This window comes from Shimia marina (genome assembly GCF_001458175.1).
GTDB classification, from domain to species: domain Bacteria; phylum Pseudomonadota; class Alphaproteobacteria; order Rhodobacterales; family Rhodobacteraceae; genus Shimia; species Shimia marina.
Window position 1 is genome coordinate 138,881 of sequence record NZ_CYPW01000017.1, and the last position, 22,996, is coordinate 161,876.

At 55.4% G+C, this 22,996-nt stretch carries 22 protein-coding genes; 5 read left to right on the forward strand and 17 right to left on the reverse strand.

From position 1 onward, the window contains the following. The first annotated feature begins 132 nt into the window (after positions 1-132). Positions 133-1,092 carry a hydroxymethylbilane synthase gene (gene hemC, locus SHM7688_RS08960; protein WP_058239590.1) on the forward strand — a complete coding sequence of 320 codons (960 nt, stop codon included), beginning with the start codon at positions 133-135 and terminating at the stop codon, positions 1,090-1,092. Positions 1,093-1,149: 57 nt separating this feature from the next. On the opposite strand, the gene hemF is transcribed toward hemC, so the two are convergent. Genes hemF through clpS form a run of 4 tightly spaced genes read right to left on the reverse strand, consistent with a single transcriptional unit; the run spans position 1,150 to position 4,268 of the window. After that, positions 1,150-2,043 (reverse strand): oxygen-dependent coproporphyrinogen oxidase, encoded by an 894-nt coding sequence (gene hemF, locus SHM7688_RS08965; protein WP_058239591.1) that lies wholly within the window; start codon positions 2,041-2,043, stop codon positions 1,150-1,152. A 47-nt stretch (positions 2,044-2,090) separates the two neighbouring features. Then, on the reverse strand, positions 2,091-2,891 hold the full coding sequence (locus tag SHM7688_RS08970) for an SDR family NAD(P)-dependent oxidoreductase (RefSeq protein WP_058239592.1): 801 nt from the start codon (positions 2,889-2,891) through the stop codon (positions 2,091-2,093). 45 nt (positions 2,892-2,936) lie between these two features. Beyond that, positions 2,937-3,923, reverse strand: coding sequence for a class I SAM-dependent methyltransferase (locus SHM7688_RS08975; protein ID WP_058239593.1), 987 nt, complete (start codon positions 3,921-3,923; stop codon positions 2,937-2,939). A 27-nt stretch (positions 3,924-3,950) separates the two neighbouring features. Then, positions 3,951-4,268 (reverse strand): ATP-dependent Clp protease adapter ClpS, encoded by a 318-nt coding sequence (gene clpS, locus SHM7688_RS08980; protein WP_223229228.1) that lies wholly within the window; start codon positions 4,266-4,268, stop codon positions 3,951-3,953. A 108-nt stretch (positions 4,269-4,376) separates the two neighbouring features. Here clpS and SHM7688_RS08985 point away from each other — a divergent pair, with 108 nt between their 5' ends. Together SHM7688_RS08985 and SHM7688_RS08990 are read left to right on the forward strand one after the other, a co-directional pair. Continuing rightward, on the forward strand, positions 4,377-5,075 hold the full coding sequence (locus tag SHM7688_RS08985; protein ID WP_058239595.1) for an HAD family hydrolase: 699 nt from the start codon (positions 4,377-4,379) through the stop codon (positions 5,073-5,075). A gap of 237 nt (positions 5,076-5,312) precedes the next feature. Continuing rightward, complete coding sequence (locus SHM7688_RS08990) at positions 5,313-6,656, forward strand: D-alanyl-D-alanine carboxypeptidase family protein (RefSeq protein ID WP_058239596.1); 1,344 nt, start codon at positions 5,313-5,315, stop codon at positions 6,654-6,656. Positions 6,657-6,739: 83 nt separating this feature from the next. Here SHM7688_RS08990 and ccoS read toward each other — a convergent pair whose 3' ends face one another. From ccoS to ccoN, 9 genes are all read right to left on the reverse strand, one after another. Continuing rightward, positions 6,740-6,898, reverse strand: a complete 159-nt coding sequence (gene ccoS / locus SHM7688_RS08995) for a cbb3-type cytochrome oxidase assembly protein CcoS (RefSeq protein ID WP_058239597.1) — start codon at positions 6,896-6,898, stop codon at positions 6,740-6,742. Between the two features lie 4 nt (positions 6,899-6,902). After that, positions 6,903-9,092 carry a heavy metal translocating P-type ATPase gene (locus SHM7688_RS09000; RefSeq protein WP_058239598.1) on the reverse strand — a complete coding sequence of 730 codons (2,190 nt, stop codon included), beginning with the start codon at positions 9,090-9,092 and terminating at the stop codon, positions 6,903-6,905. A 3-nt stretch (positions 9,093-9,095) separates the two neighbouring features. Beyond that, entirely contained in the window at positions 9,096-9,569 is a 474-nt protein-coding gene (locus SHM7688_RS09005; protein ID WP_058239711.1) for a FixH family protein, read from the reverse strand. After that, positions 9,569-10,993: a cytochrome c oxidase accessory protein CcoG gene (gene ccoG, locus SHM7688_RS09010; RefSeq protein ID WP_058239599.1), complete on the reverse strand. Its 1,425-nt coding sequence runs from the start codon at positions 10,991-10,993 to the stop codon at positions 9,569-9,571. Before ccoG ends, SHM7688_RS09005 begins: the two co-directional genes overlap by 1 nt. 132 nt (positions 10,994-11,125) lie before the next feature. Further along, positions 11,126-12,133, reverse strand: coding sequence for an AraC family transcriptional regulator (locus tag SHM7688_RS09015; RefSeq protein WP_144432533.1), 1,008 nt, complete (start codon positions 12,131-12,133; stop codon positions 11,126-11,128). 348 nt (positions 12,134-12,481) lie between these two features. After that, positions 12,482-13,363, reverse strand: a complete 882-nt coding sequence (gene ccoP / locus SHM7688_RS09020) for a cytochrome-c oxidase, cbb3-type subunit III (protein ID WP_058239601.1) — start codon at positions 13,361-13,363, stop codon at positions 12,482-12,484. Continuing rightward, a complete protein-coding gene (locus tag SHM7688_RS09025; RefSeq protein ID WP_058239602.1) occupies positions 13,360-13,545 on the reverse strand; it encodes a CcoQ/FixQ family Cbb3-type cytochrome c oxidase assembly chaperone in 186 nt (61 codons plus the stop codon). Before SHM7688_RS09025 ends, ccoP begins: the two co-directional genes overlap by 4 nt. 12 nt (positions 13,546-13,557) lie before the next feature. After that, positions 13,558-14,289, reverse strand: coding sequence for a cytochrome-c oxidase, cbb3-type subunit II (ccoO, locus tag SHM7688_RS09030; protein ID WP_058239603.1), 732 nt, complete (start codon positions 14,287-14,289; stop codon positions 13,558-13,560). Positions 14,290-14,304: 15 nt separating this feature from the next. Continuing rightward, positions 14,305-15,906 (reverse strand): cytochrome-c oxidase, cbb3-type subunit I, encoded by a 1,602-nt coding sequence (gene ccoN, locus SHM7688_RS09035; RefSeq protein ID WP_058239604.1) that lies wholly within the window; start codon positions 15,904-15,906, stop codon positions 14,305-14,307. Positions 15,907-16,125: 219 nt separating this feature from the next. Between ccoN and SHM7688_RS09040 the strand changes: the two genes are divergently transcribed. After that, complete coding sequence (locus SHM7688_RS09040; protein ID WP_058239605.1) at positions 16,126-16,965, forward strand: universal stress protein; 840 nt, start codon at positions 16,126-16,128, stop codon at positions 16,963-16,965. A 66-nt stretch (positions 16,966-17,031) separates the two neighbouring features. Here SHM7688_RS09040 and fnrL read toward each other — a convergent pair whose 3' ends face one another. Then, the gene (fnrL, locus tag SHM7688_RS09045) at positions 17,032-17,772 is read right to left on the reverse strand and encodes a transcriptional regulator FnrL (RefSeq protein WP_058239606.1); all 741 of its coding nucleotides are present in this window, start codon (positions 17,770-17,772) and stop codon (positions 17,032-17,034) included. 69 nt (positions 17,773-17,841) lie between these two features. Between fnrL and hemN the strand changes: the two genes are divergently transcribed. After that, entirely contained in the window at positions 17,842-19,197 is a 1,356-nt protein-coding gene (hemN, locus tag SHM7688_RS09050; RefSeq protein ID WP_058239607.1) for an oxygen-independent coproporphyrinogen III oxidase, read from the forward strand. 14 nt (positions 19,198-19,211) lie between these two features. Here hemN and SHM7688_RS09055 read toward each other — a convergent pair whose 3' ends face one another. From SHM7688_RS09055 to SHM7688_RS09065, 3 genes are read right to left on the reverse strand one after another with little or no spacing between them, the layout of a single operon-like run. Next, entirely contained in the window at positions 19,212-20,792 is a 1,581-nt protein-coding gene (locus SHM7688_RS09055) for an ABC transporter ATP-binding protein (protein WP_058239608.1), read from the reverse strand. Further along, positions 20,789-21,895 (reverse strand): ABC transporter permease, encoded by a 1,107-nt coding sequence (locus SHM7688_RS09060; RefSeq protein ID WP_058239609.1) that lies wholly within the window; start codon positions 21,893-21,895, stop codon positions 20,789-20,791. Before SHM7688_RS09060 ends, SHM7688_RS09055 begins: the two co-directional genes overlap by 4 nt. Then, positions 21,895-22,995, reverse strand: a complete 1,101-nt coding sequence (locus SHM7688_RS09065) for a microcin C ABC transporter permease YejB (RefSeq protein WP_058239610.1) — start codon at positions 22,993-22,995, stop codon at positions 21,895-21,897. The genes SHM7688_RS09060 and SHM7688_RS09065 overlap by 1 nt, the downstream gene beginning before the upstream one ends. Position 22,996: the final 1 nt, after the last annotated feature.

The window sequence follows — 22,996 nt, forward strand, 5'->3', positions numbered from 1 at the left end:
AGCGCCCGCAAGATCGTCTTCTCGGCCATGGTAACCCTCTCCTGTGTTTCCTGTTCGTGGTCTGGCAACAGCGGCAAGATGTCAAGACCACGGCGCTTGTCAGGACACCCTGTCACAGCTATCCAAGCGCCTATGACAGTGACTTTGCCCACCCCCGACTCAACGCTGAAAATTGGCACCCGCGGCTCTCCGCTCGCTTTGGCGCAGGCCTACGAAACCCGGCGCAGGTTGATGGCGGCCTTTGACCTCGCAGAAGAGGCCTTCGAGATCGTGGTGATCACCACATCCGGCGATAACGCTCAGCTGATCGCAAAAGACAAACCTCTGAAAGAACTCGGCGGCAAGGGCCTGTTTACAAAGGAAATTGAAGAAGCCCTCAGCGCAGGTCGCATCGACATCGCAGTGCATTCCATGAAGGATATGCCGGTGTTGCAACCCCAAGGTCTTCTGCTCGACACCTATCTGCCGCGTGAAGACACGCGCGATGCCTTTGTCTCGCCAAATCACGCCTCTCTGGCAGATCTGCCTGCGGGGGCAACTGTGGGCACCTCCAGCCTGCGTCGCCGTGCGCAGCTGTTGAATTTTCGCAAAGATCTCAACGTGGTGGAGTTTCGCGGCAACGTGCAAACCCGCTTGAAGAAGCTCGCGGACAATGTCGCGGATTGCACCTTCCTCGCCATGGCCGGCCTGAACCGTCTGGACATGGCCCATGTCGCCACAAGCGCAATCGCACCCGAAGATATGCTGCCCGCTGTCGCTCAAGGGGCTATCGGTATTGAACGCCGCGCCGATGATATGAACACTGCTGCGCTGCTGGAGGCGATTCACGATACGCCAACCGGCCAACGTCTTGCTGCGGAACGCGCTTTCCTGGCCGCACTCGATGGGTCTTGCGAAACCCCCATCGCCGCACTGGCAGAGCTCGACGGCAACACCCTGCGCCTGCGTGGCGAAGTCCTGCGTCCAGACGGCTCGGAAAGCCTCAGCGAAGATCAAACAGCCCCAATTGAAGACGGCGCAGAGCTTGGAAAAATCATGGCAGGCCAGCTTCTTGCACGTGGCGGTGCCGGTTTCTTTGACTGGCGCGGCTAAACGCGGATCCACATGTTTAAATCAAAAAAGCGCCGGATTTCTCCGGCGCTTTTTCTATCAGATCCACTTTGCAAGTGGCGGCAGGCTCATCAAAACCGCATTGGCGTCATGCCCGGTTTCCAGCCCAAATTTCGTCCCCCGATCATAGACCAAATTGTATTCCGCATAGAGACCACGATGCACCAGCTGCGCCTCTTTCTCTGCATCCCCAAAGGATTGCACCCGGCGCTTTTCAATCAGCGGCAGGAACGCAGGCAAAAAGGCCCGCCCGATGTCTTGGATAAAGACGAAATCCGCCGCCCAGTCACCGCTGTTGTGATCATCAAGGAAAATCCCGCCCACGCCACGCGCACGATTGCGATGCGGAATATAGAAATACTCATCCGCCCAGGCTTTAAGCCGTGGGTAGTGGGCTGTTCCGTGCCGATCGCAATGGGCTTTCTGCACACTGTGGAAATGCGCCGTATCTGCCTCATATTCCAAACAGGGGTTCAGATCAGAACCGCCGCCAAACCACCAGCCATGTGGCGTCCAGAACATTCGCGTGTTCATGTGAACTGCCGGACAATGCGGGTTCTGCATATGCGCCACCAGACTGATGCCTGACGCCCAGAACCGAGAGTCATCTTTCATGCCTGGCAGCCCTTTGCGCGCCGCCATGGCCATCTGCGCCCGCTCTCCCAACTGGCCATAAACCGTGGAGACATTCACGCCAACTTTTTCAAAAACACGCCCGCCGCGCATCACAGACATAAGGCCGCCGCCCGCATCCTCCCCATCTGCACCGGCGCGTTTCGTTTCTGTGACTTCGAACCGGCCTGCGGCCTGATCCGCAAAGGGGCCTTCCGAGTGGCTATCCTCAAGCCCTTCAAAAGCCGCAACAATCTCATCACGTAATGTGCGAAACCACGTGCTGGCTGTTTGCTTTTCCGTTTCCATGGATGCGCTCATCCGCCCCTCCTCCGTTCTTCGCCGCGTCTTACAAAGCAAGCTTTGTTCTAATGTGCCGGCGTGCTGACCGTGTCCAGCAGTGAGCGACCACCGTCAACGGTCACGATCTGCCCTGTCATGAAACCCGAAGCCTCTGAGGACAAAAACTGTATCGCATCCGCCAATTCACCCGGCGCCGCAATACGCCCCAGTGGCGTGTGTTGCTCGATTTCATTACGGCAATCGCGATTGTCTTTCAGCGCGGTTTGCAAGCTTGCGGACATCACGGATCCAATCGCCACCGCATTCACGCGGATACGTTCCGGCGCCAGAGCCACAGCCAAAGCACGCGTCATCTGATCCAACGCGGCCGTCGCAACGGAATAGCCAAGCAGATCCGGCTGAGAGCGTTGGGCAGCAATGGAAGAGAGGTTCACAATCGTACCCGCACTGCCCTCTTCTTTGCCCTCGGCCTGTTTGATCATCCGCTTGGCCACGATCTGGCTTAACTTGAGCGATGTCATCAGGTTCTGCTGCAACATCAGCTCAACGGATTCATCATCCGGATCCAACGGATCGCTGGTCGTCACCTGACGACAGCCGTTGATCAGGATATCTACCTGATCGAAGGCATCAATCGTCGCCGAAATCAAATTGTTGATCGTTAACTTTTCGCGCAGATCCCCCGCAAAATAACGCACATTGCCTTCTTCTGGTCGTTCCCCAAACTCCGAACACAGGCTTTTCTCATCCAAATCCGCAAACATGACATTCGCACCATGTTCCAAGAAATGCCGCCCGACAGCGAGGCCGATACCATTGGCCGACCCCGTGATGATGGCCGTCTTACCTGAAATAGAAAATGACATTCACGATCCCCATAACGCTGTCACAATTGTCAAACAAAGTCTGTTTCACCCACGTGTGCGGCTTGGTCGTTGCGCCTGCAAAACTTTGAAGCGTGTGTCGCCAGCAACTTCTTCGACCTGCTGAAACGCCTCTCTTAGCGTAGCTTCATAAGGCAAATGCCGGTTTGCCACCATAAAGAGTTGGCCCGTGGGCGCCAACATCTTGGCAGCGGCCAAAATAAAGGCTTTTCCAAGATCGGGTTCCGCTTTGCGTCCGGTGTGAAACGGTGGGTTCATCACAACCGTATCCACCCGGTGGCCAGGTTTAAAGTTGGTCGCATCAGACCAATGAAACTGGGCCCGTGCGTCTTTCACATTGGTGCGGGCACATTCCAGAGCAACGTGATCCGCCTCAACCAAATGCATCACCTCAACACCATCACGCGCGGCCACATGGCGTGACAGAAATCCCCAGCCAGCGCCAAGATCCGCCACAACACGCCCAAGTTTGTTCGGCAGGCTTGCCACCAAAAGCTGAGACGCCGGATCAATGCCATCGGCACTGAAGACACCGGGGCGGGTTTCAAAGCCCTCATCGATCTGGCGCGCAGGCCCCGCGCGCCAATCTTCAAAGTCTCCCCCAGAAAACCAGAACAGGCGGCCATGCGCCTTGGCAAAGCTCCCAAGCACCTCGCCTCGCTTACGACATTCTTTGTAGAGACTGTCGACGCCATCCGTCTTCTGGCCATCGACAATGACAATATCAGCAACCTGCGCAGCGCGAGCAATCAGATCGCGCGCCTGCGCTTTGGCCCGCGGGACAACCACAATAGCGGCAGCATATGTGCCAGGCTCTTCTGCGACCTTTGCGGCATAGCCAGCCGCCTCAAAGGTATCAAAATCAGGTTTTAACGGTTGGATGACATCGCATCTCTCACGCGGCAGCAAGCTGAGATCATAACCAACGCGTGGGGCGAAAACGGCCAAGCGGCCCTCCGCAGGAAGGGACAGGCCGTGCTCTTCAACGGCCAAAGACAATCTATTGTGAGACATCGCTCTTCGGAGATCGGCCTACGCCGATCACTCCTTCTCCATGGTGCATTGCAATGGATGTTGATGACGTTGTGCCAAATCCATCACCTGCGTGACTTTGGTTTCCGCAATTTCATGGCTGAACACGCCAACGACGGCCACACCTTTCTTGTGCACCGTAAGCATGATTTCAAACGCCTGAGCGTGGGTCATGCCAAAAAAGCGCTCCAGCACATGCACGACAAACTCCATCGGAGTATAGTCATCGTTCAGCAGCAACACCTTGTACAAAGGTGGTTTTTTGGTGCGCACACGTGTTTCCAGTGCGACCCCAACGTCTCCGCCGTCGTCATCACCCATCGTCATTTGTACGTTCCCAAAAGGCATATTCACAAGAATCCGGTCTGTGGTTTGCTGTTTATATAGCCTGAAGATGGAATTAGAAAAGAGGTCTGCAACAATCGGAAGTTTTTCATGCCAGTTTCCCTCACCACCGTGGCTTTTGATGCAGATGATACGTTGTGGCATACAGAACGGTTTTTTCGCCTCACGCAGGCACATTTCGCAGATTTGCTTGCGGACTACACCGAACCCGAGCACCTGCACGAACGCCTCTTGGAGGCGGAGCGCAGAAACGTTGGGCACTACGGCTTTGGCATCAAAGGTTTTGTATTGTCCATGATCGAAACCGCAATTGAGGTCACAGAAGAAACTGTTCCAGCCTCTGTGATCTCGGAACTGATGGCCTGCGGACGCGATATGCTGGCCCATCCGATTGACCTTCTGCCAGGCGCCGGTGACGTTGTGGAAACGCTTTCCAAATCTCACAGGCTCCTATTGATCACCAAGGGTGACCTTCTGGATCAGGAACGCAAGTTGGCGCAGTCTGGTCTTGGGGATTTTTTCGATTGGGTGGAAATTGTCAGCCACAAAACTCCGGCAATCTATGAGCGAACATTCACCCAACATGCAGAGGGCCCACAACACGCCATGATGATCGGCGACTCGCTGCGGTCTGACATCCTACCAGCGCTGAGCGTGGGAAGCTGGGCTGTACATGTTCCCAATGGCCCTGCATGGGCCTTAGAGCAAGCAGAAGTGCCAAAAAATCATGCACGCTTTGTGGCTCTTTCATCACTGTCCGATGTTTTGTCACATATCGCAAATCTCTGATCTTACCCGATGAGAACAAGTCTTGTGGCTATTGCAAACAAGGCCACAAGATCCTCTCACGAAGGTGATCCCAGCGGACGACACTCTGGAAACAGAGACTTTATTCGTTTGAGTGCCTGTGCTAGCGTCATCCCAATAATTAAGGTTAGACCGAAAAATCGGCGGCCAGAGGCAGATATAAGGGCAGTTCAAGTGAAGGCTCGGCGCAAACAGCCGGCCCGATTCGGGCTATTTTTCATGACGCTTGCGTTCTGTGTTGCATTGGCACCTGTAGTGTCTTTTGCAGCGCCCTATGCGGCGATGGTCATTGATGCACGCAATGGCAAAGTGTTGCACAGCCGCAACGCGGATACACGACTGCACCCAGCTTCGCTGACAAAGATGATGACGCTCTACATCGCCTTTGAAGCTGTCGAGAACGGTGAAATCAGTCTCGATACCAAAGTTAAGATTTCCAAAAATGCCGCAGCAGAGCCCCCCTCTAAACTCGGGTTGGTCGCAGGGCAGCGTATTGCCCTCCGTTATCTTATCCGCGCCGCAGCTGTAAAATCCGCCAATGATGCGGCCACCGCCATTGGCGAAGCGCTGGAAGGATCGGAGGCCGCTTTTGCGCGCCGAATGAACCGCACAGCAAAGGCCCTTGGCATGTCCAACACGACGTTCAAAAACGCACATGGCCTTACGGAAAGCGGGCATATGTCCACAGCGCGCGACATGACAACGCTGGGGCGTCACGTGCTCTATGATTATCCGGATTACTACAATCTCTTCTCCCGCCGCTCCACAAGTGCGGGCATCAAGACAGTCAACAATACAAACCGTCGCCTTCTGGCTGCCTACAGAGGAGCCGACGGAATCAAAACCGGTTACACCCGTGCCGCAGGTTTCAACCTCGTGGCCTCCGCTGAACGTGGCAACAAACGCGTGATCGCAACGGTCTTTGGCGGGCGCTCAACCGCGACACGCAACGCCCGCGTGGCCGAGCTTCTTGATATGGGTTTCACCAGATCTGCAAGCCGTGTGGCCCTGCGCAAGCCGGATGTCCCGAATTATCAGGGCACAGTCAAACCTGCGGGTAAAACGATCCGCGTTGCGACTGCCGTCAAAAAGTCTCTACGTCCGGTTCTGCGCCCAACACAAGCGACCGAACAACAGGCACCCGTGGTTGCTGATGCAACCACAGCGGATACCACATTGGTCGCAAGTGCCACGGTGATTGAGCACGATATCCAATCCGCTCTGTTGCAAGCTCAGGAAGATGGCAGCATCACGCTCGCCAGCCTCAAAGAAGAGCCGACACCGCCGCCCGAGCCCAAAGTTGTCACCCGAATTTCCACCGCCGGTGGACGTCATTGGGGCATCAATGTCGGCCGCTACAACAGCCGCTATGCCGCCGAAAAAATGTTGCTGAAAACGGCTCTGGCGGAGATGGCGACACTGGATGGCAGCTTGCGCAAAGTAGAGAAAAACTCACGCGGCTTTGAAGCGAACTTCTTAGGGCTGTCCAAAGACACTGCGGATCTTGCCTGCCGTCGCCTACAGGCGCGCCAAATCACCTGCTACACGCTCGGTCCGAGCTGATCGCCTTGAGAACACGCTAAAATCAAAACGCCTTCCACTGCGACAACAGGGAAGGCGTTTTGCTATGTATAATCCCATCGCGCCTACTGCTTGGGCCGGTCATCATATTGACCCGATAAAATACGCTGCGCATCCCCTTCCGGGTCATCATATTGATTGGACCTCACAGTATAGAGAAACGCCAACAGGCCAACGCCCCCCAACAGGAGCGAAATAGGGATCAAGTAGGAAAGAACCTGCATTGTATTACCTTAGTCGGAGCGCGTTCAGCGATACTGTAATAGACGACAAAGACATCGCCAAGGCAGCGATCAGAGGGGTTGCCAGCCCGACGACAGCCAAAGGCACCGCGATCACATTGTACACAGTGGCAATGCGGAAATTTTCGCGAATACGGCGTGTGGCACTCTGTGCGGTGTCAATTGCGGTTGGAATGGGCGACAGGTCGCCGCCGAGCAGGACAATATCGGAAGCCACGCGTGCTGCATCCAAAGCGGAGGCTGGTGATATGGAGACATGTGCCGCCGCCAAAGCGGCCGTATCGTTGAGACCATCCCCAACCATCAGAACATGACGGCCTTCTTGAGTGAATGCCTGTACACGTTTGGCCTTATCTGCTGGCAGCGCCTCCGCAACCCAGCGTTTGATCCCCAAGCGCAACGCAAGCGCCTCAACCGCACCTGCCGTATCGCCGGAAATCAACACGACCTCCTTACCCGACTTCTGAAGCACCTTAACGGCCTCCTCTGCGCCAGCGCGCAACGCATCAGCAAAGAAAAACCCACGCGCAGGCTGATCCCCCACAGACAAATATGCCGCCGTCCGATCACCGGCCTGTGCGCCGACCCAACTGGCACGCCCAAGACGTACAAGCTGTCCGTCCATGCGCCCCTGTGTGCCATACCCCGGGACTTCCTCAATGTCGCTCACCCGCGCGGGACGGATCCCCGCCGCTTGCGCCGCTTTGCTCAAAGCCATGCTGAGCGGATGTGCCGAGCCCAGAGCAAGCGCCAAGGCGACGCCTAACTGTTCGTTGGAGAACTCTTCTAAATTGGTGAGCTCCGGCGTGCCTGCGGTCAAAGTGCCCGTTTTGTCAAACACCACTGTATCGACCTGCGCCATACGCTCCAGCGCGGTGCTATGCTTGATGAGCATGCCTTTGCGAAACAAGCGCCCAGACGCAGCCGTGGTCACAGCAGGCACCGCCAACCCCAAAGCACAGGGGCACGTGATAATCAGAACCGCTGCCGCAATGTTCAGCGCAGTGCGTACATCAAAGGTGTAGAGGTACCACCCAAGAAAGCTCAACGCTGATAGGATGTGGACGCCGGGCGCATAGAGTTTGGCGGCCTTATCCGCTAGGGACGTGTAGTTGGAACGGCCCGCCTCAGCCACGGCCACCAGATCTGCCATACGATGCAAGCTGGTCTGTTCCCCAACCGCACTGGCGCGGATCAGAAGGGGGCCTGTCAGGTTGACTTCCCCCGCACTGACATGTTGACCCGGCTGCGCAAAGACAGGAACTGTCTCCCCTGTCAGAAGGGAGCGATCCAATTCAGATTGCCCTTCTATGATCTCGCCATCAACAGGCATGCGCCCGCCCGGCCGCACCTGGATCACATCACCTACCTTAAGGTCCCTGACAGCAACCGTCTCCTCGTCGCCATCCACAATTCGAATGGCCCGCGGCACCTCAAGTGCGGCCAGTTCCTCAGCAGCAGAACGCGCTACGGCACGCGTGCGATGATCCAGATAGCGCCCAGCCAGCAGAAAAAACACCAAGGTCAGAGCCGCGTCAAAATAGGCGTGTTCCCCTGACAAAGAGGTTTCCCAAAGGGACGTCACAACAGCCAGAAGAATAGCCAAAACGATCGGCACATCCATGTTCAGACGCCGGTGCTTCAACGCACTCCAAGCATGCGTGAAAAACGGTTTGCCTGAAAAAACAATTGTCGGCAGTGCGATGGCGGCCGAAATCCAGTGGAACATATCCCGTGTCGCAGTTTCTGCACCCGACCACACGGAAACAGAGAGCAACATCACATTCATGGAGGCAAACCCAGCAACCGCGAGACGCATCAGCAGATCACGCCCGGCCTTGTCTGCCTCAGTGGCGCTTAGCGTACCAGCATCCAGTTCATGGGCTTCATAGCCAATTTTTTCCAGCGTTTTCGCGAGGTCCTCAGCGGAAACCCCAGCCTCCGCTTCAACGGAAGCCCGCTTGAGCGTCAGATTAACCCGTGCAGAGGTCACCCCGGGGTGCGCGGTCAACGCGCCTTCCACCGTTGCAATACAAGCGGCGCAATGCACGCCGGGCACCGAAAGTGCGATACGCGCATCTTCTTGTTGCAAGGCATTTTCCGCCAGCGCCTCTGCCGCAGGAGCGGCGTCACAGGCTGGACAGGCAGAAAGCCCCGGGCGCAATGCTGCTGTCACGGATCAACCCTCATCAATATGAAGCACAACACGCTGTTCAAATGCGGTGCCATCAAGCGCGGTTGCCTTCATCCGGATATTCCAGTTCCCGGGTGTAAGCTCTTCGCGCGCGACATAGGCTCTCCCATCGAACTGAAACTCGGGTTCTCGGTCATCTTTGACATGGGTGGCACGTCCAAGCACGGCCTCAAGATTGGTCACCTGAATGGACTTACCGTCGGCATCTTTGATTGATAGGATCAACAGCCCTCCGGCGGCACGCGCTGAGACATCCCAGCCAAGCGCTTCTTGTGCATCACGACGCTCATCGAACTGTTGGCTGGCAACGTAGGAGTTCTTCACCTCCAGTCCGGGAAAGGTCGCAACGGCATTCCACGCCAAAGCCAGGTTCACGGCGATGATCACCCCAAAGGCTCCCACAAAGATCAGGAGAAAATGAAGTCCTGTAAACTTTTTCTCCGCGCGTTCGTCCGCCATCATTGGGCCTTTCCGTTGAAGATCGTGTCTTTGTATACCCGGTCACCGTTGCTTACATCTTCAAACCAGAAACGGAACGGAGTTGTCTCACTGTCAGCCGGGAGTGAGCCAGCCGGCGCAATCACATACACGCGCTGATTACGCATTTGGTCTGCAGGCACCGGCACCGCTTCGTAAGGCGTGCCCTCAATCTGCACACGCAAAGCCGGGTCACCTTTCAAGGATATTCTGAACATCCGGTCATCGCCATGTTTGTTCCGCAAGCGCACCTCATAGGTATTGCGAATAGAGCCATCAGACAGCGTGACATATGTCGGGTTACGCACCGGCGCAACAGTTGCCTCAATGTCTGACCGCAGGAACAGCGCCACAACAAGACCGATACCCACCAAAGACCAAAGCGTAGTGTACATGATGGTTCGCGGTCGGAATGCATGTTTCCAGACACTGCGCGGTGGCTCGCCAGAGCGTTCGCGCTCTTCGTCAGACAGAGCCAGATAGTCGATCAGCCCGCGGGGCTTCCCGATTTTTTCCATGATGTCGTCGCAGGCATCGATACACAGGCCGCAAGTGATGCACTCCATCTGTTGCCCATCACGAATATCGATCCCCATCGGGCAGACATTCACACACGCCATACAGTTGATACAGTCACCCGTTTCGCTCTCTTTGCCTTTCTGGACTTTCCCACGAGGTTCACCGCGCCAATCGCGATAGCCAATTGTCAAAGTATCCTCGTCCATCATCGCCGCCTGAATTCTCGGCCAAGGACAGGCATAGATACAGATCTGCTCTCGCGCGAAACCACCAAACAAGAAAGTGGTGAACGTCAAGATGGCAATGGTTGTGTAGGCAATTGGATGTGCCGCACCCGTTACGAGATTGATCGCTAGAGTGGGGGCATCGGCGAAGTAAAACACCCACGCGCCTCCGGTGGCCATCGCAATCAACAGCCATGAAATCCATTTCGTAATACGCAGCCGCACCTTGCGAAAATCAAGTTTCTTCTGGCGATGCAAACGCAAACGCGCATTCCGATCCCCTTCGATCCATCGCTCCACGAGAATAAACAGATCCGTCCATACGGTTTGTGGACAGGCATAGCCGCACCAGACACGCCCCAAAGCTGACGTGAACAGAAACAGCCCCAAGCCAGCCATGATCAGCAAACCGGCAACGAAGTAGAATTCGTGAGGCCAAATTTCGATCATAAAGAAGAAGAAACGACGGTTTGCCATATCGATCAGAACCGCCTGATCAGGCAGGCTCGGCCCTCGATCCCAGCGCAACCAGGGGGTCAGATAATAGATCCCTAGCGTCACCGCCATAATGATCCATTTCATGTTTCGGAAAGCGCCGTTTACGCGCTTGGGGAAGATTGGCTCTCGTGCCGCGTAGAGAGAAGGTGCGGGACTTTTGCTCACGGAATCACTCGTATGTTGGGAATAGAGTTAGTTCTGTCTTTTCCCAACCCTATCACAACAGAACATTGACATGGGTCAAATCCCACATCTGTGACTCACCTTTGCGCCGTCACAGTCGAGTGATGTAAAGGTCTACGCCAGTTCCGATTTGAGTGATCCGCGCACCTGCGAAGGTGTCCGCCCTGTCCAGTTTTGGAACGCGCGATAGAAGGAATTAGGGTCGCGATAACCAAGTAAATAAGCGATTTCTTCGACACTCATCCCATCTTGCCCCAAGTAGTGAAGTGACAGGTCAGAACGCGTTTTGTCTAGGATCGACTGAAAAGTCATTCCCTCGGAACTCAGATATCGCTGAAGGCTGCGACGGCTTGTCACAAGTCGCGCGCATACCGCATCTACGGATGCTTGGCCGGCTGGCAGCAGCTCCAAAAGAGCGTTCCTCACACGCACAGACATGGATGTATTTCGGTTCTGCTCTGCCAACTGGCGTTGCAATTCCCGCCGAAAGCCTGCCCACAGCTGGCGGTTTTCCGAAACCAAAGGACGGTGGGCATCTTCTTTTGTAAGGGTCAACCGGGGCACACGGCACAATACTGCCCTGCGCCCAAAATACCGATCATAGACATCCTGGTGCTCGATCAGCTCTGGCACGCCAACTTCCACGGGCAAAAGATCCACGCCAGTAAATGTTCTACACAGCTCCAGAAAATACACCATTTCAAAAGCAGCCATGCATTCTGGTATCTTCAACTTGGGGTCTATCACGTGAAGTTCCATCGCCACATGGCGATCGCTCTCTATCACCGCAAGCCTAACTGGAGCCACCAACGGCTTGAAAACGGACAACCTTTCCAGCCCAACAGCGATATTCGGAGAGCATGAAAATGCGAAAACAGCCGGGATGAAAGGACCTTGCGCCATGGTTCTTGCCATCGTGATCGCGATCTCAGGATCGTTTGCTTCATCCGCGATGGCTTGCCACAGCAGAAAAAACTGTTCCGCAGTCAGCCCCCGGTGGTCAATCTCGAAAAGGTCCGAAGGCAACCCGCACCGCTTCAGCACACGCTCCACAGAAATACCGACAGCTTCCAGCACCTTGGGAGTCGATTTATGTGCATGATATCGGGGGTGTTTCTGCATCGCGGCCTCTTTGGGTTCGCTTGCAATGTAAGAGCAAGGGCCACGCAAACCAAGAGCACGCACAATCAGCAATTAGACTGAGATGGGAGTTGCGGGTGCCGATCCTTCCAGGAAACGCGCGAACAGGACGGACTGACCGGCACCCAATACCTTGGTGAACAAACACCCAGGCAACGGACAGCGGCGATTGCTTCGCGCTGCCCTTAGATAGAGACTAGCAACTTTGCATCTCAACCAACTTGATCTTGGTCAAGTAAGTGCCGTTTTTCCGAGAAACCTTCACACTGGGCCAAAGAAAAAGCCGCCCCAACATCTGGGACGGCTGTTTCTTTAAAATGGACTTGCGATTTACTCGCCGCCACCAAGCTGGTGCACATAGGCCGACACAGCTCGCACTTGTGCCTCGGTCAAGCGGCCCGCAGACGAAGCGTCACGCGACCAAGGTGGCATCACGCCATAGCGGCTGTAGGTGACTGTTTCTTTGAGAGTGTCGTAGTCTCCCCCATAGAGCCAGATCGCATCCACAAGGTTTGGCGCCCCTTGTTCACGGTCACCAGTGCCATCTTCCATGTGGCATGCAGAGCAGTTGTCTTCGTAGACGACCGCGCCCGCAGCAACCAAAGACGGATCAGGAGCTTCACCAGACAAGGACATCACGAAATTCACAACCTGATCGATCTCTTCTTTTTCAAGAAGTTCACCAAAGGCAGGCATTTCAGAATAACGCGCATCGTCGTCATCTTCGTTGCGGATGCCGTGGCTGATCGTTGTATAAATCGCCTCGATGTCACCACCCCAGAGCCAGTCATTGTCCAGAAGGTTTGGATAGCCTTTGGCACCCGCCGCCCCTGAACCGTGACATTGTGCACACCAGGTTTTGAACACTGCAGACCCGGCAGACACCGCATAAGGCCCCAATTCGGGATCAGATGCGATTTCTGTCAATTCAGCCGCTTCCAGCTTTGCGTTGATCGGCGCAAGCTTGTCCTCGGCTTCCTTAAGGTCGGCGGCAATGATCGCCCGTGTGGACCACCCCATGACACCTGCGGTTGCATTGCTGATGCCCGGCCATGCTGGATAGGCGATAGTGTAACCAATGCCCCACACAATCGTGGCGTAGAACACCCACAGCCACCAACGCGGCAAAGGATTGTTGAACTCTTCGATGCCGTCCCACTCGTGACCAGTGGTGCTCGGATCGTTGTCAAACTTCTTTGGTGCTTTGCTCATGTCCGCGCCTCCTCATTCGTGGCGGGTTTGTCTTCATGGCGGAACGGGATGTTGGCTGTGTCGCGGTACTCCTTGGTTGCGCCTGGGCGAAATACCCAGAACACAATGGCCATGAAGAACAGGAACAGGAACAAAAGCATCCAGCTGTCCGCAAACTCGCGCAGTAAGGAATAGGTTTCCATCAATTCCCCTCCTTAACGAGATGCCACTGGGGTGAAGGTCGAGAAATCAACCAAAGTACCCAGCATTTGAAGATAAGCGATCAGTGCATCTGCTTCCGTCAGATAGGACTGCCCGTCGAAGTTGCGCACGACCACGCTGTCTTCTCCGTAACGCTCCAAAAGACCATCATAGTCGCTGTCCGGATCTGCCTGCGCCGCAAAGTCGGCCTGCGCATTGATCACCATCTCCTCGGTGTATGGCACACCAAGCAGAGCCTGCGTTGACATCAGATCACCGATGTACTTGCCGTCGATCTTTGCGTTTTCCAGGAAGCCGTATTTCGGCATCACAGATTCAGGCACAACCGCTTGAGGATCACGCAGGTGGTCCACATGCCAGTCATCCGAGTAGCGTCCACCAACCCGTGCAAGGTCTGGCCCTGTACGTTTGGAGCCCCACTGGAACGGGTGGTCATATTTGGACTCTGCCGCCAGAGAATAGTGACCGTACCGCTCAACTTCATCGCGCATCGGACGGATCATCTGACTGTGGCACACATAACAGCCTTCGCGGATATAAATCTCACGACCTGCCAGTTCCAAAGGCGTGTAGGGACGCATTCCTTCCACGTCTTCGATTGTGTTTTCCAGCCAGAAAAGCGGAGCGATTTGCACGATGCCACCGATGGTCACAACCAAGAAGCTGCATACAAGCAAGAGGGTCGCGTTGGTCTCGAGGATCTTATGTTTGTCGAGAATAGCCATAGCTGCCGGCCCTCCTTATTCAGCCGGGACTGCGACGGTGAGGCTGGCCTCTTTGGCCGGTGCCTTACGCACAGTCATCCACAGGTTGAAGCACATGATGATGGAGCCTGCGAGGAACATCACACCGCCCAGACCACGCACCACATACATTGGGAACTTCGCTGCCACAGTGTCGGCAAAGCTGTTCACCAGGAAGCCATTGGCATCCACTTCACGCCACATCAGACCTTCCATAATGCCGGTCACCCACATGGAGGCCGCATAGAGGACGATGCCGATAGTCGCGAGCCAGAAGTGCCAGCTGACAAGTTGCAGAGAATACAGACGCTCACGTTTCCAAAGCACAGGCACAAGGAAGTACAACGCGCCGAAAGTGATCATACCGTTCCAACCAAGCGCACCAGAGTGCACGTGACCAATGGTCCAGTCGGTGTAGTGGCTCAAAGAATTCACCGCGCGGATGGACATCATCGGGCCTTCGAAGGTGGACATGCCGTAGAAACCCACAGAGATCACCATCATACGGATCACCGGGTCCGTGCGCAGCTTATCCCAAGCGCCAGACAGCGTCATCAGACCGTTGATCATACCACCCCAGCTTGGCATCCACAGAACGATGGAGAAAACCATGCCCAGTGTCGAAGCCCAGTCAGGCAGTGCGGTATAATGCAGGTGGTGTGGACCCGCCCAGATATACAGGAAGATCAGCGCCCAGAAGTGGATGATCGACAGTTTGTAGGAGAACACCGGACGTTCGGCCTGCTTCGGAATGAAGTAGTACATCATACCCAAGAAGCCCGCGGTCAGGAAGAAGCCCACAGCATTGTGGCCATACCACCACTGCACCATGGCATCCTGTACACCGGCCCAAACGATCACGGATTTGGACCCAAAGATCGACACAGGGATGGTCATATTGTTCACCAAGTGCAGCATCGCCACAGTCACGATAAACGCCAGGAAGAACCAGTTGGCCACATAGATATGCGGCTCTTTACGCTTGATGACTGTGCCAAGGAAAACGGCCAGATAAGCAACCCAGACAACCGTCAACCAGAGGTCAACGTACCATTCAGGCTCCGCGTATTCTTTGGATTGGGTGCCGCCCAAAAGGTAGCCTGTTGCTGCCAGAACGATAAAAAGCTGATAGCCCCAAAAAACGAACCAAGCCAGATTGCCGCCCCAAAGACGCGCCGCGCTGGTGCGCTGCACAACATAGAAAGACGTCGCCAGAAGTGCATTGCCACCGAAGGCAAAAATCACAGCGGAAGTGTGGAGTGGGCGGAGGCGGCCAAAGTTGGCATAGCCCTGCGCCCAATCAAAGTTGAGCACCGGAAACGCCAACTGAAACGCGATAAACACGCCTGCCAGAAAGCCCACAACGCCCCAAAAGGCGGTAGCAATGACCCCGAACCGGATCACATCATCCATGTACTCGTCCTGCGGATGCACGACTTTCGTGCCAACCCCCCGCAGAACCCAAATAAACAGCCCAAAGGACACGCCCGCGATTAGGAGGGCGTGTACCATATAAGCCAAATCACGCGCGTAGTTGGCCGCAATCATCGCAAAGAATGTGATGAGGCCAAGCGCGATCAGCTTGAAGTAATTTACCATTTCGCGTCCCTTCGTCTTGCTGGACCTGATTCTTGCAGGCCCTAAGCTGATTTAGACTGATCGTGTTTTGATCTTGCCGCGACACAACCGCCTTGATCTGCATCAAGGAAAGAAAAGACCCATGCCGCTGTATTGGCTGGCAGACGGGCGGCTTGCACTACAATCAGATCAGCAAAGTCGTATCTAAAATACATCTCTTAATATCACGGGTAGGTGACAATGGACTACAGATCTTTGCTTTGCGTCCTCACGGACTCAGACTTCGCAAAGGCGCCACTTGCACAGGGTGTCGCTCTGGCCGAGACACAAGATGCACACCTTGATGTACTGGCGCTGGGAGTCGATCGCTCTCAAACAGGCTATTTTTACGCAGGCGCAGATGCGATGCTGATGCAAGAGATGTTGCGGCGGGCGCGCGATGAAGCCGAGGCCATCCAGCAAACTGCAACAGAAGCATTGAGCGTGACAAACATTCGTTGGGGGTGTGATACCGGCGTTGCGCAGATCGCGGACCTTGGACGTCACGTCGCAGCACGTGCGCGTTTTGCCGATTTGGTGATTCTCCCCAAACCCTACGGGAAAACACAGGGCACCGAGCTGGAGCCCACTTTGGAAGCCGCGCTTTTTGAGGGACAAGCCCCTGTTCTGATGGTGCCCGAAGCTGCCGCCCCAATCACCACCCCCAAAACAATCTCGATCGGATGGAACGAAAGTGCGGAAGCTTTAGTCGCGACCCGCGCAGCGCTGCCCTTCCTGAAAGCGGCAGATGTGGTGCATGTGGTCGTCATCGACCCTCCGACCCATGGGCCGAACAGATCCGACCCCGGCGGTCTTCTTTCACAATTCCTGTCGCGCCACGGTGTACGCGTTGAGGTCGACGTACTGTCCAAAACACAGCCACGGATCTCTGACGTGCTGCTACGTCACGCGACCGACACAAAAACCGACATGATCGTGATGGGGGCCTATGGGCATTCGCGTTTCCGCGAGGCCATTCTGGGTGGAGCCACGCGCAATATGCTGGAACAGGCAAACATCCCCGTATTCCTAGCGCACTGATAAGTGAACAGAAAACAAGGGCGCTCTTGAGCGCCTTTGTTTCAACCAAACCTCTATACTTGAGCCTCAGGCCATCAGGCCGCCATCACTGTCGTCACCCGCTTCATCCAAAAGACGCTGGAAGCTTGGCACCGTCACATGACGTTTGCCTTCCAATTCGATCACACCATCTCGCTTGAGCGCTGACATCTGGCGACTCACGGTCTCAAGCGTCAGTCCGAGATAGTCGGCCATGGCTTCACGGGTCAGCGGCAAGTCGAACACCATCTTCCCGGAAATACCCTCAAGCTTCAGCGATGCATCGCGACGGCCAATGATCGACAATAGGCTCGCAATCTTTTCTCGCGCAGTTTTGCGCCCCAGCACCAGCATCCACTCACGTGCTGCGTCCAATTCGTCCAGCGTCATCTCTAGCAGTCTTTGAGCGACATGAGGGGTTTCGCTGATCATCTTTTCAAAGGGTTTGCGGCGGAAGCAGCACATGACCAAATCCGTCGTCGCCACCACATCATAGCTCGCACTCTCACGCCCTGGGCGCCCAACAAAGTCGCTCGGTAGCAAGAGGCCAACCATCTGCGTCCGACCATCTTCCATCGTTTGTGTCAAAGACGCGATGCCTGAAACCACCGATCCAACAAACTCCATACGATCACCAGACCAAATCACGGTTTGGCCGGCCTCAAAGCTCCTGTAGTATTTGATCGCTTCGAGCTGCTCGAGTTCGCCCGCATCACAGCGCGCACAGACGGCGCGGTGCTGGATTGGACAATTTTCACAACCAATGGACAGGTTCAAAATTTCATTCATGATCTGGCTCGCATACCGACTTGATCTGGGTCAAAGGCGCACTTGTAACTCATCTTTATGTGTACGCCCATGGAAACGGAAAAACAATTGGCGAAGCTGGGACTGTTCGACGCAAAGGTGCCGCGCTACACTAGCTATCCAACCGCCCCACATTTCAACAATGACGTCACGCCAGATACCTATCGGCGGTGGATAGAGGCAATCCCAAGGGGAGCACAAGTCTCCCTTTACGTGCATGTGCCATTTTGTCGCCGACTTTGCTGGTTCTGCGCCTGCCGCACACAGGGCACATCGACACTTTCGCCCGTCGCGGCCTATGTCGAGACGCTCAAAGCAGAATTATCTCTGCTCAAGAAGACCCTTCCAGAAGGCGTTTCTCTTTCCCGACTGCATTGGGGAGGCGGCACGCCTACCCTTCTTGCGCCCGACATGATGGAAGATCTCGCCGCCAGCATCTTTGACGTTGCACCTCTGGCAGAAGACGGAGAGTTCTCTGTTGAGATTGACCCCAACGAGATTGACGATGCCCGCCTGTCTGTTCTGGCGCAGGCAGGTATGAACCGCGCCTCTATCGGTGTCCAAGATTTTGATGACGACATTCAAAAAACCATTGGACGCATTCAGGGCTACGACATCACACGGGACGCGGTGGATATGATCCGCGCCCACGGCGTGCAAAGCGTGAATGCCGACATTCTCTTTGGCTTGCCGCATCAAACGCAGGAACGGATCACCGAAAGCGTGCAAAAGCTGCTATCGCTCTCACCCGACCGCGTGGCGCTATATGGATACGCCCATGTGCCCTGGATGGCGAAGCGGCAACAGATGATTCCCTCAGATGCTCTGCCAACACCACAGGAGCGGCTGGCCCTCTTTGAGACGGCGCGGAATCTGTTTCTCTGGGACAATTACGACGAAATCGGGATTGATCACTTTGCGACCAAGACGGATGGTCTGTCTGTTGCACAGCGTGCAGGCACATTGCGGCGCAACTTCCAAGGCTACACAGATGACACAGCCGATGTACTGCTTGCGGTCGGCGCCTCCTCAATTGCGCGTTTCCCGCAAGGTTATGCCCAAAACGCACCGGCCACCTCTGCGCATACTGCAGCAATCCGGGAAGGGCGTTTTTCGACCTCCAGAGGGCACCGCTTCGCAGGAGAAGATCTCATGCGGGGCAGGATCATCGAGGCGCTGATGTGCGACTTCCGTGTGGATGCCGATGAGATCGTGGAAACCTTTGACGTCTCCCGCGCCCAACTGAATGAGATGTTCTCAAACGTCATGGCGCAATTTCCAAACGTACTGGCACTGGAAAGCAACGCATTGGTCATACCCGTTGCCGCGCGCCCACTCACGCGCATAGTTGCCCGTGCCTTTGATGACTACGATATGAGCAAAGCCCAACACAGCGCCGCGATTTAATCGCGGCGCACCGCTTAGGACGACGCAGCCGCAAGAAGGGCGCGTGTATAGTCTGTCTGTGGATTGTCAAACAACGCATCCACAGAGCCCTGCTCCACCACATCTCCGGCTTTCATCACCATGATCTTGTGGCTCATAGCACGCACCACATGCAGGTCATGGCTGATAAAGAGATAGGCCAGCCCATATTTTGACTGCAGCTTGCGCAACAGATCGACGATCTGCACCTGCACGGTCATATCCAGCGCCGATGTCGGCTCATCCAGCACAACAAGTTTCGGGCGCAAGATCATCGCCCGCGCAATGGCAATACGCTGGCGTTGCCCTCCTGAAAACTCATGCGGGTAACGGTCCATGCTTGCCGGATCAAGACCGACTTCCTCCATGACCTCTGCCACCAACGTGCGGCTATCCCGCCCGTCAGGGTTGCCATGCACGCCCAACCCTTCTGCAATAATCTGCTCGCAAGTCATGCGCGGACTCAGGCTGCCAAACGGATCCTGAAACACAATCTGCATATCCTTGCGCAGGGCCCGCAGCTGTCGCGTGCTCCACTGTCGCACATCGTTGCCGACAAATCCGATTTTGCCCTCGCTGCTGATCAACCGCATGATCGCCAAGGCAAGTGTGGTCTTGCCTGATCCACTTTCACCAACAATGCCAAGGGTTTCCCCTGCCCGGACAGACAGGCTGGCATCATTTACGGCCTTCACATGCCCCACGGTCCGCTTCAGCAGCCCCCGCTGTATCGGAAACCAAACCCGCAGATTTTCTGTTTTAGTAATGACCTCTGCCGCCTCTGCAACAGGATCCGGCGCGCCGCTGGCCTGCGCACTGAGCAAAAGCTGCGTGTAGGGGTGCTGTGGATTGTCAAAGATCTCAGCCACAGGCCCTTCCTCGACAATTTCGCCATTCTTCATTACGCAAACTCTGTCGGCAATCCGCCGCACCACCCCAAGGTCATGGGTGATAAACAACAGCCCCATGCCCTCGCTGGCTTTCAGCTCTGCCAGCAGGTCCAAAATCTGCGCCTGAATAGTAACGTCAAGCGCCGTGGTGGGTTCATCCGCGATCAGAATGTCTGGTTTATTGGCAAGTGCCATAGCGATCATGACCCGCTGACGCTGCCCCCCGGAAAGCTCATGTGGATAGGCCGTCAAACGCTGCTCTGCATCGCGCAAGCCGACTTTATTCAGAAGGTCCAAAATCCGCCCGCGTGCCGCCTCCCCTGTCACCCCTTGATGCAGCGCAAGGCTCTCGCCCAACTGCTTTTCAATGGTGTGGAGTGGGTTGAGCGAGGTCATCGGCTCCTGAAAGATGAAGCTGATGTCGTTGCCGCGCACACGCCGCAGATCTTTCTCTGTCGCGCCGACCATTTCCTGCCCATCATATGTCACAGAGCCAGAGACTTCGGCACTGCCCGGCAAGAGAGACACCGTCGAAAGCGCCGTAACAGATTTGCCAGACCCGGATTCCCCCACAAGCGCCACAGTCTCCCCGCGATCCACAGAGAAACTCACGCCTTTCACAGCCTCATGGCGCTGACCATCCTGACGGAAAGCCACCCGCAGATCATTGACGGCAAGAATACTCATGAGAAGGTCTTTCTTGGGTCAAAGGCATCTCGTACGCCTTCAAAGATAAACACCAGCAACGACAGCATGATGGCGAAGGTGAAGAAGGCCGTGAAGCCAAGCCATGGCGCCTGCAAATTCTGCTTGGCCTGCAGCGTCAACTCCCCAAGGCTCGGCGCAGAAGATGGCAAGCCAAAGCCGAGAAAATCAAGGCCTGCCAGCGTGCTGATTGTACCGGTCACAATGAAAGGCAGCATCGTCACCGTGGCCACCATGGCGTTTGGCAGCATATGCCGGAACATGATCACCCGATTGCTCACGCCAAGAGCTTTGGCCGCGCGGACATATTCAAGATTGCGCGCACGCAGGAATTCAGCCCGCACAACACCGACAAGCGCTGTCCAACTGAACAACACAGTCAGCAGAACCAACAGCCAGAAACTGCGCCCCAAAATCGCAAACATAATGATGATGATGTAAAGGCTGGGTGTCGCCCCCCAGATTTCAATCACCCGCTGAAACACCAGATCCAGCCAGCCGCCGAAGTACCCCTGAACCGCGCCCGCAATAACCCCAATCAGGCTCGCAGCAGTGGTGACAATCAAAGTAAACAGGATCGACAGGCGGAAGCCATAAAGCACACGCGCCACCACATCCCGCTTGCGATCATCCGTGCCCAGCCAGTTCTGCCCATTGGGGGGGAGCGGCGCCGCCCCCGCGCGATCGACCGGTGTATCATAGCTATATGGAATCAGAGGCCAAAGCGCCCAGCCGGGTTCAAAATCCTCCGCGGCATAGGTGCCCGCGTCCACCTCAGAGAGGATATCTTCGGGTGTGTCAAAGCAATCCTCAACCCCGCCCGTAGCGATCAAACATTGCACCACAGGATCCCGGTAATCTGCCTCCGTTTTGAAGTCACCTCCAAAAGCGGTCTCAGGATAAAACGTAAAAATCGGCGTGCGCCAATCGCCTCGATAATTCACCAAAATGGGTTTGTCATTGGCGATAAACTCGGCGAACAGCGACACCACAAACACAACGATAAAGATGATCAGCGACCAGAAAGCACGCCGGTTGCGTTTGAAATTGCTCCAACGACGTTGGTTGAGCGGGGACAATGCCATCAGCCTTCCCTCCTCTCAAAATCAATGCGTGGATCAACCAGCACATACATCAGGTCCGACAGAATACCGACCACAAGGCCGATCAAACCAAAGACAAACAGCGTGCCAAAGATCACCGGATAATCCCGCGCCACAGCCGCTTCAAAGCCAAGCCGCCCCAGCCCATCCAGCGAAAAGATCGTCTCGATCAACACCGATCCGCCAAAGAACACGCCAATGAACACGGCCGGGAAGCCCGCAATCACAATCAACATCGCATTGCGGAAGACATGCCCATAAAGCACCCGGTTCTCTGCCAGCCCCTTGGCCCGTGCTGTCATCACATAGTGTTTCTTGATCTCATCCAGAAAGCTGTTTTTCGTCAGCAATGTCAGCGTGGCAAAAGCCGAAATCGTCGACGCGATCACTGGCAATGTGATGTGCCACATATAGTCAATAATCTTGCCCATCATCGTAAGATCTTGAAAGTTATCAGAGGTCAGCCCCCTGAGCGGAAAGATCTTCCAGTAAGATCCACCGGCAAAAAGCACCAGAAGCATGATCGCAAACAGAAAGCCGGGAATGGCATAGGCCACAATGATCGCACCCGATGTCCAGGTATCAAAAGGAGTTCCATCCCGTACGGCTTTCTTGATGCCCAGTGGGATCGACACCAAATAAGCGATGAGCGTTGACCACAAGCCCAGCGTGATCGAAACCGGCATCTTCTCCAGCACCAGATCAATCACCGTGATCTTGCGGAAATAGCTCTCCCCAAAATCCAGTCGCATGTAGTTGCCAAGCATCGAAAGGAACCGTTCAAGGGGCGGCTTGTCAAAGCCAAACTCTTTCTCAAGCTGCGCAATGAACTCGGGTGGGAGGCCTTCAGCACCGGCATATTTACTCCCGCCACCACCGGTAAAACTGTTCTGATCAAGTTCTCCGGCGTCCTGACCGGTGCCGGAAAAGCCTTCAAAAACGTCCCCTTCCCCCTGCATCTGGGCAATGGCCTGCTCCACAGGGCCACCGGGCACAAACTGTACCAGAGTGAAATTAATTATCATGATCCCGAGAAGGGTCGGAATGATCAGCAGCAACCTGCGGAGAATATAGGCGCCCATA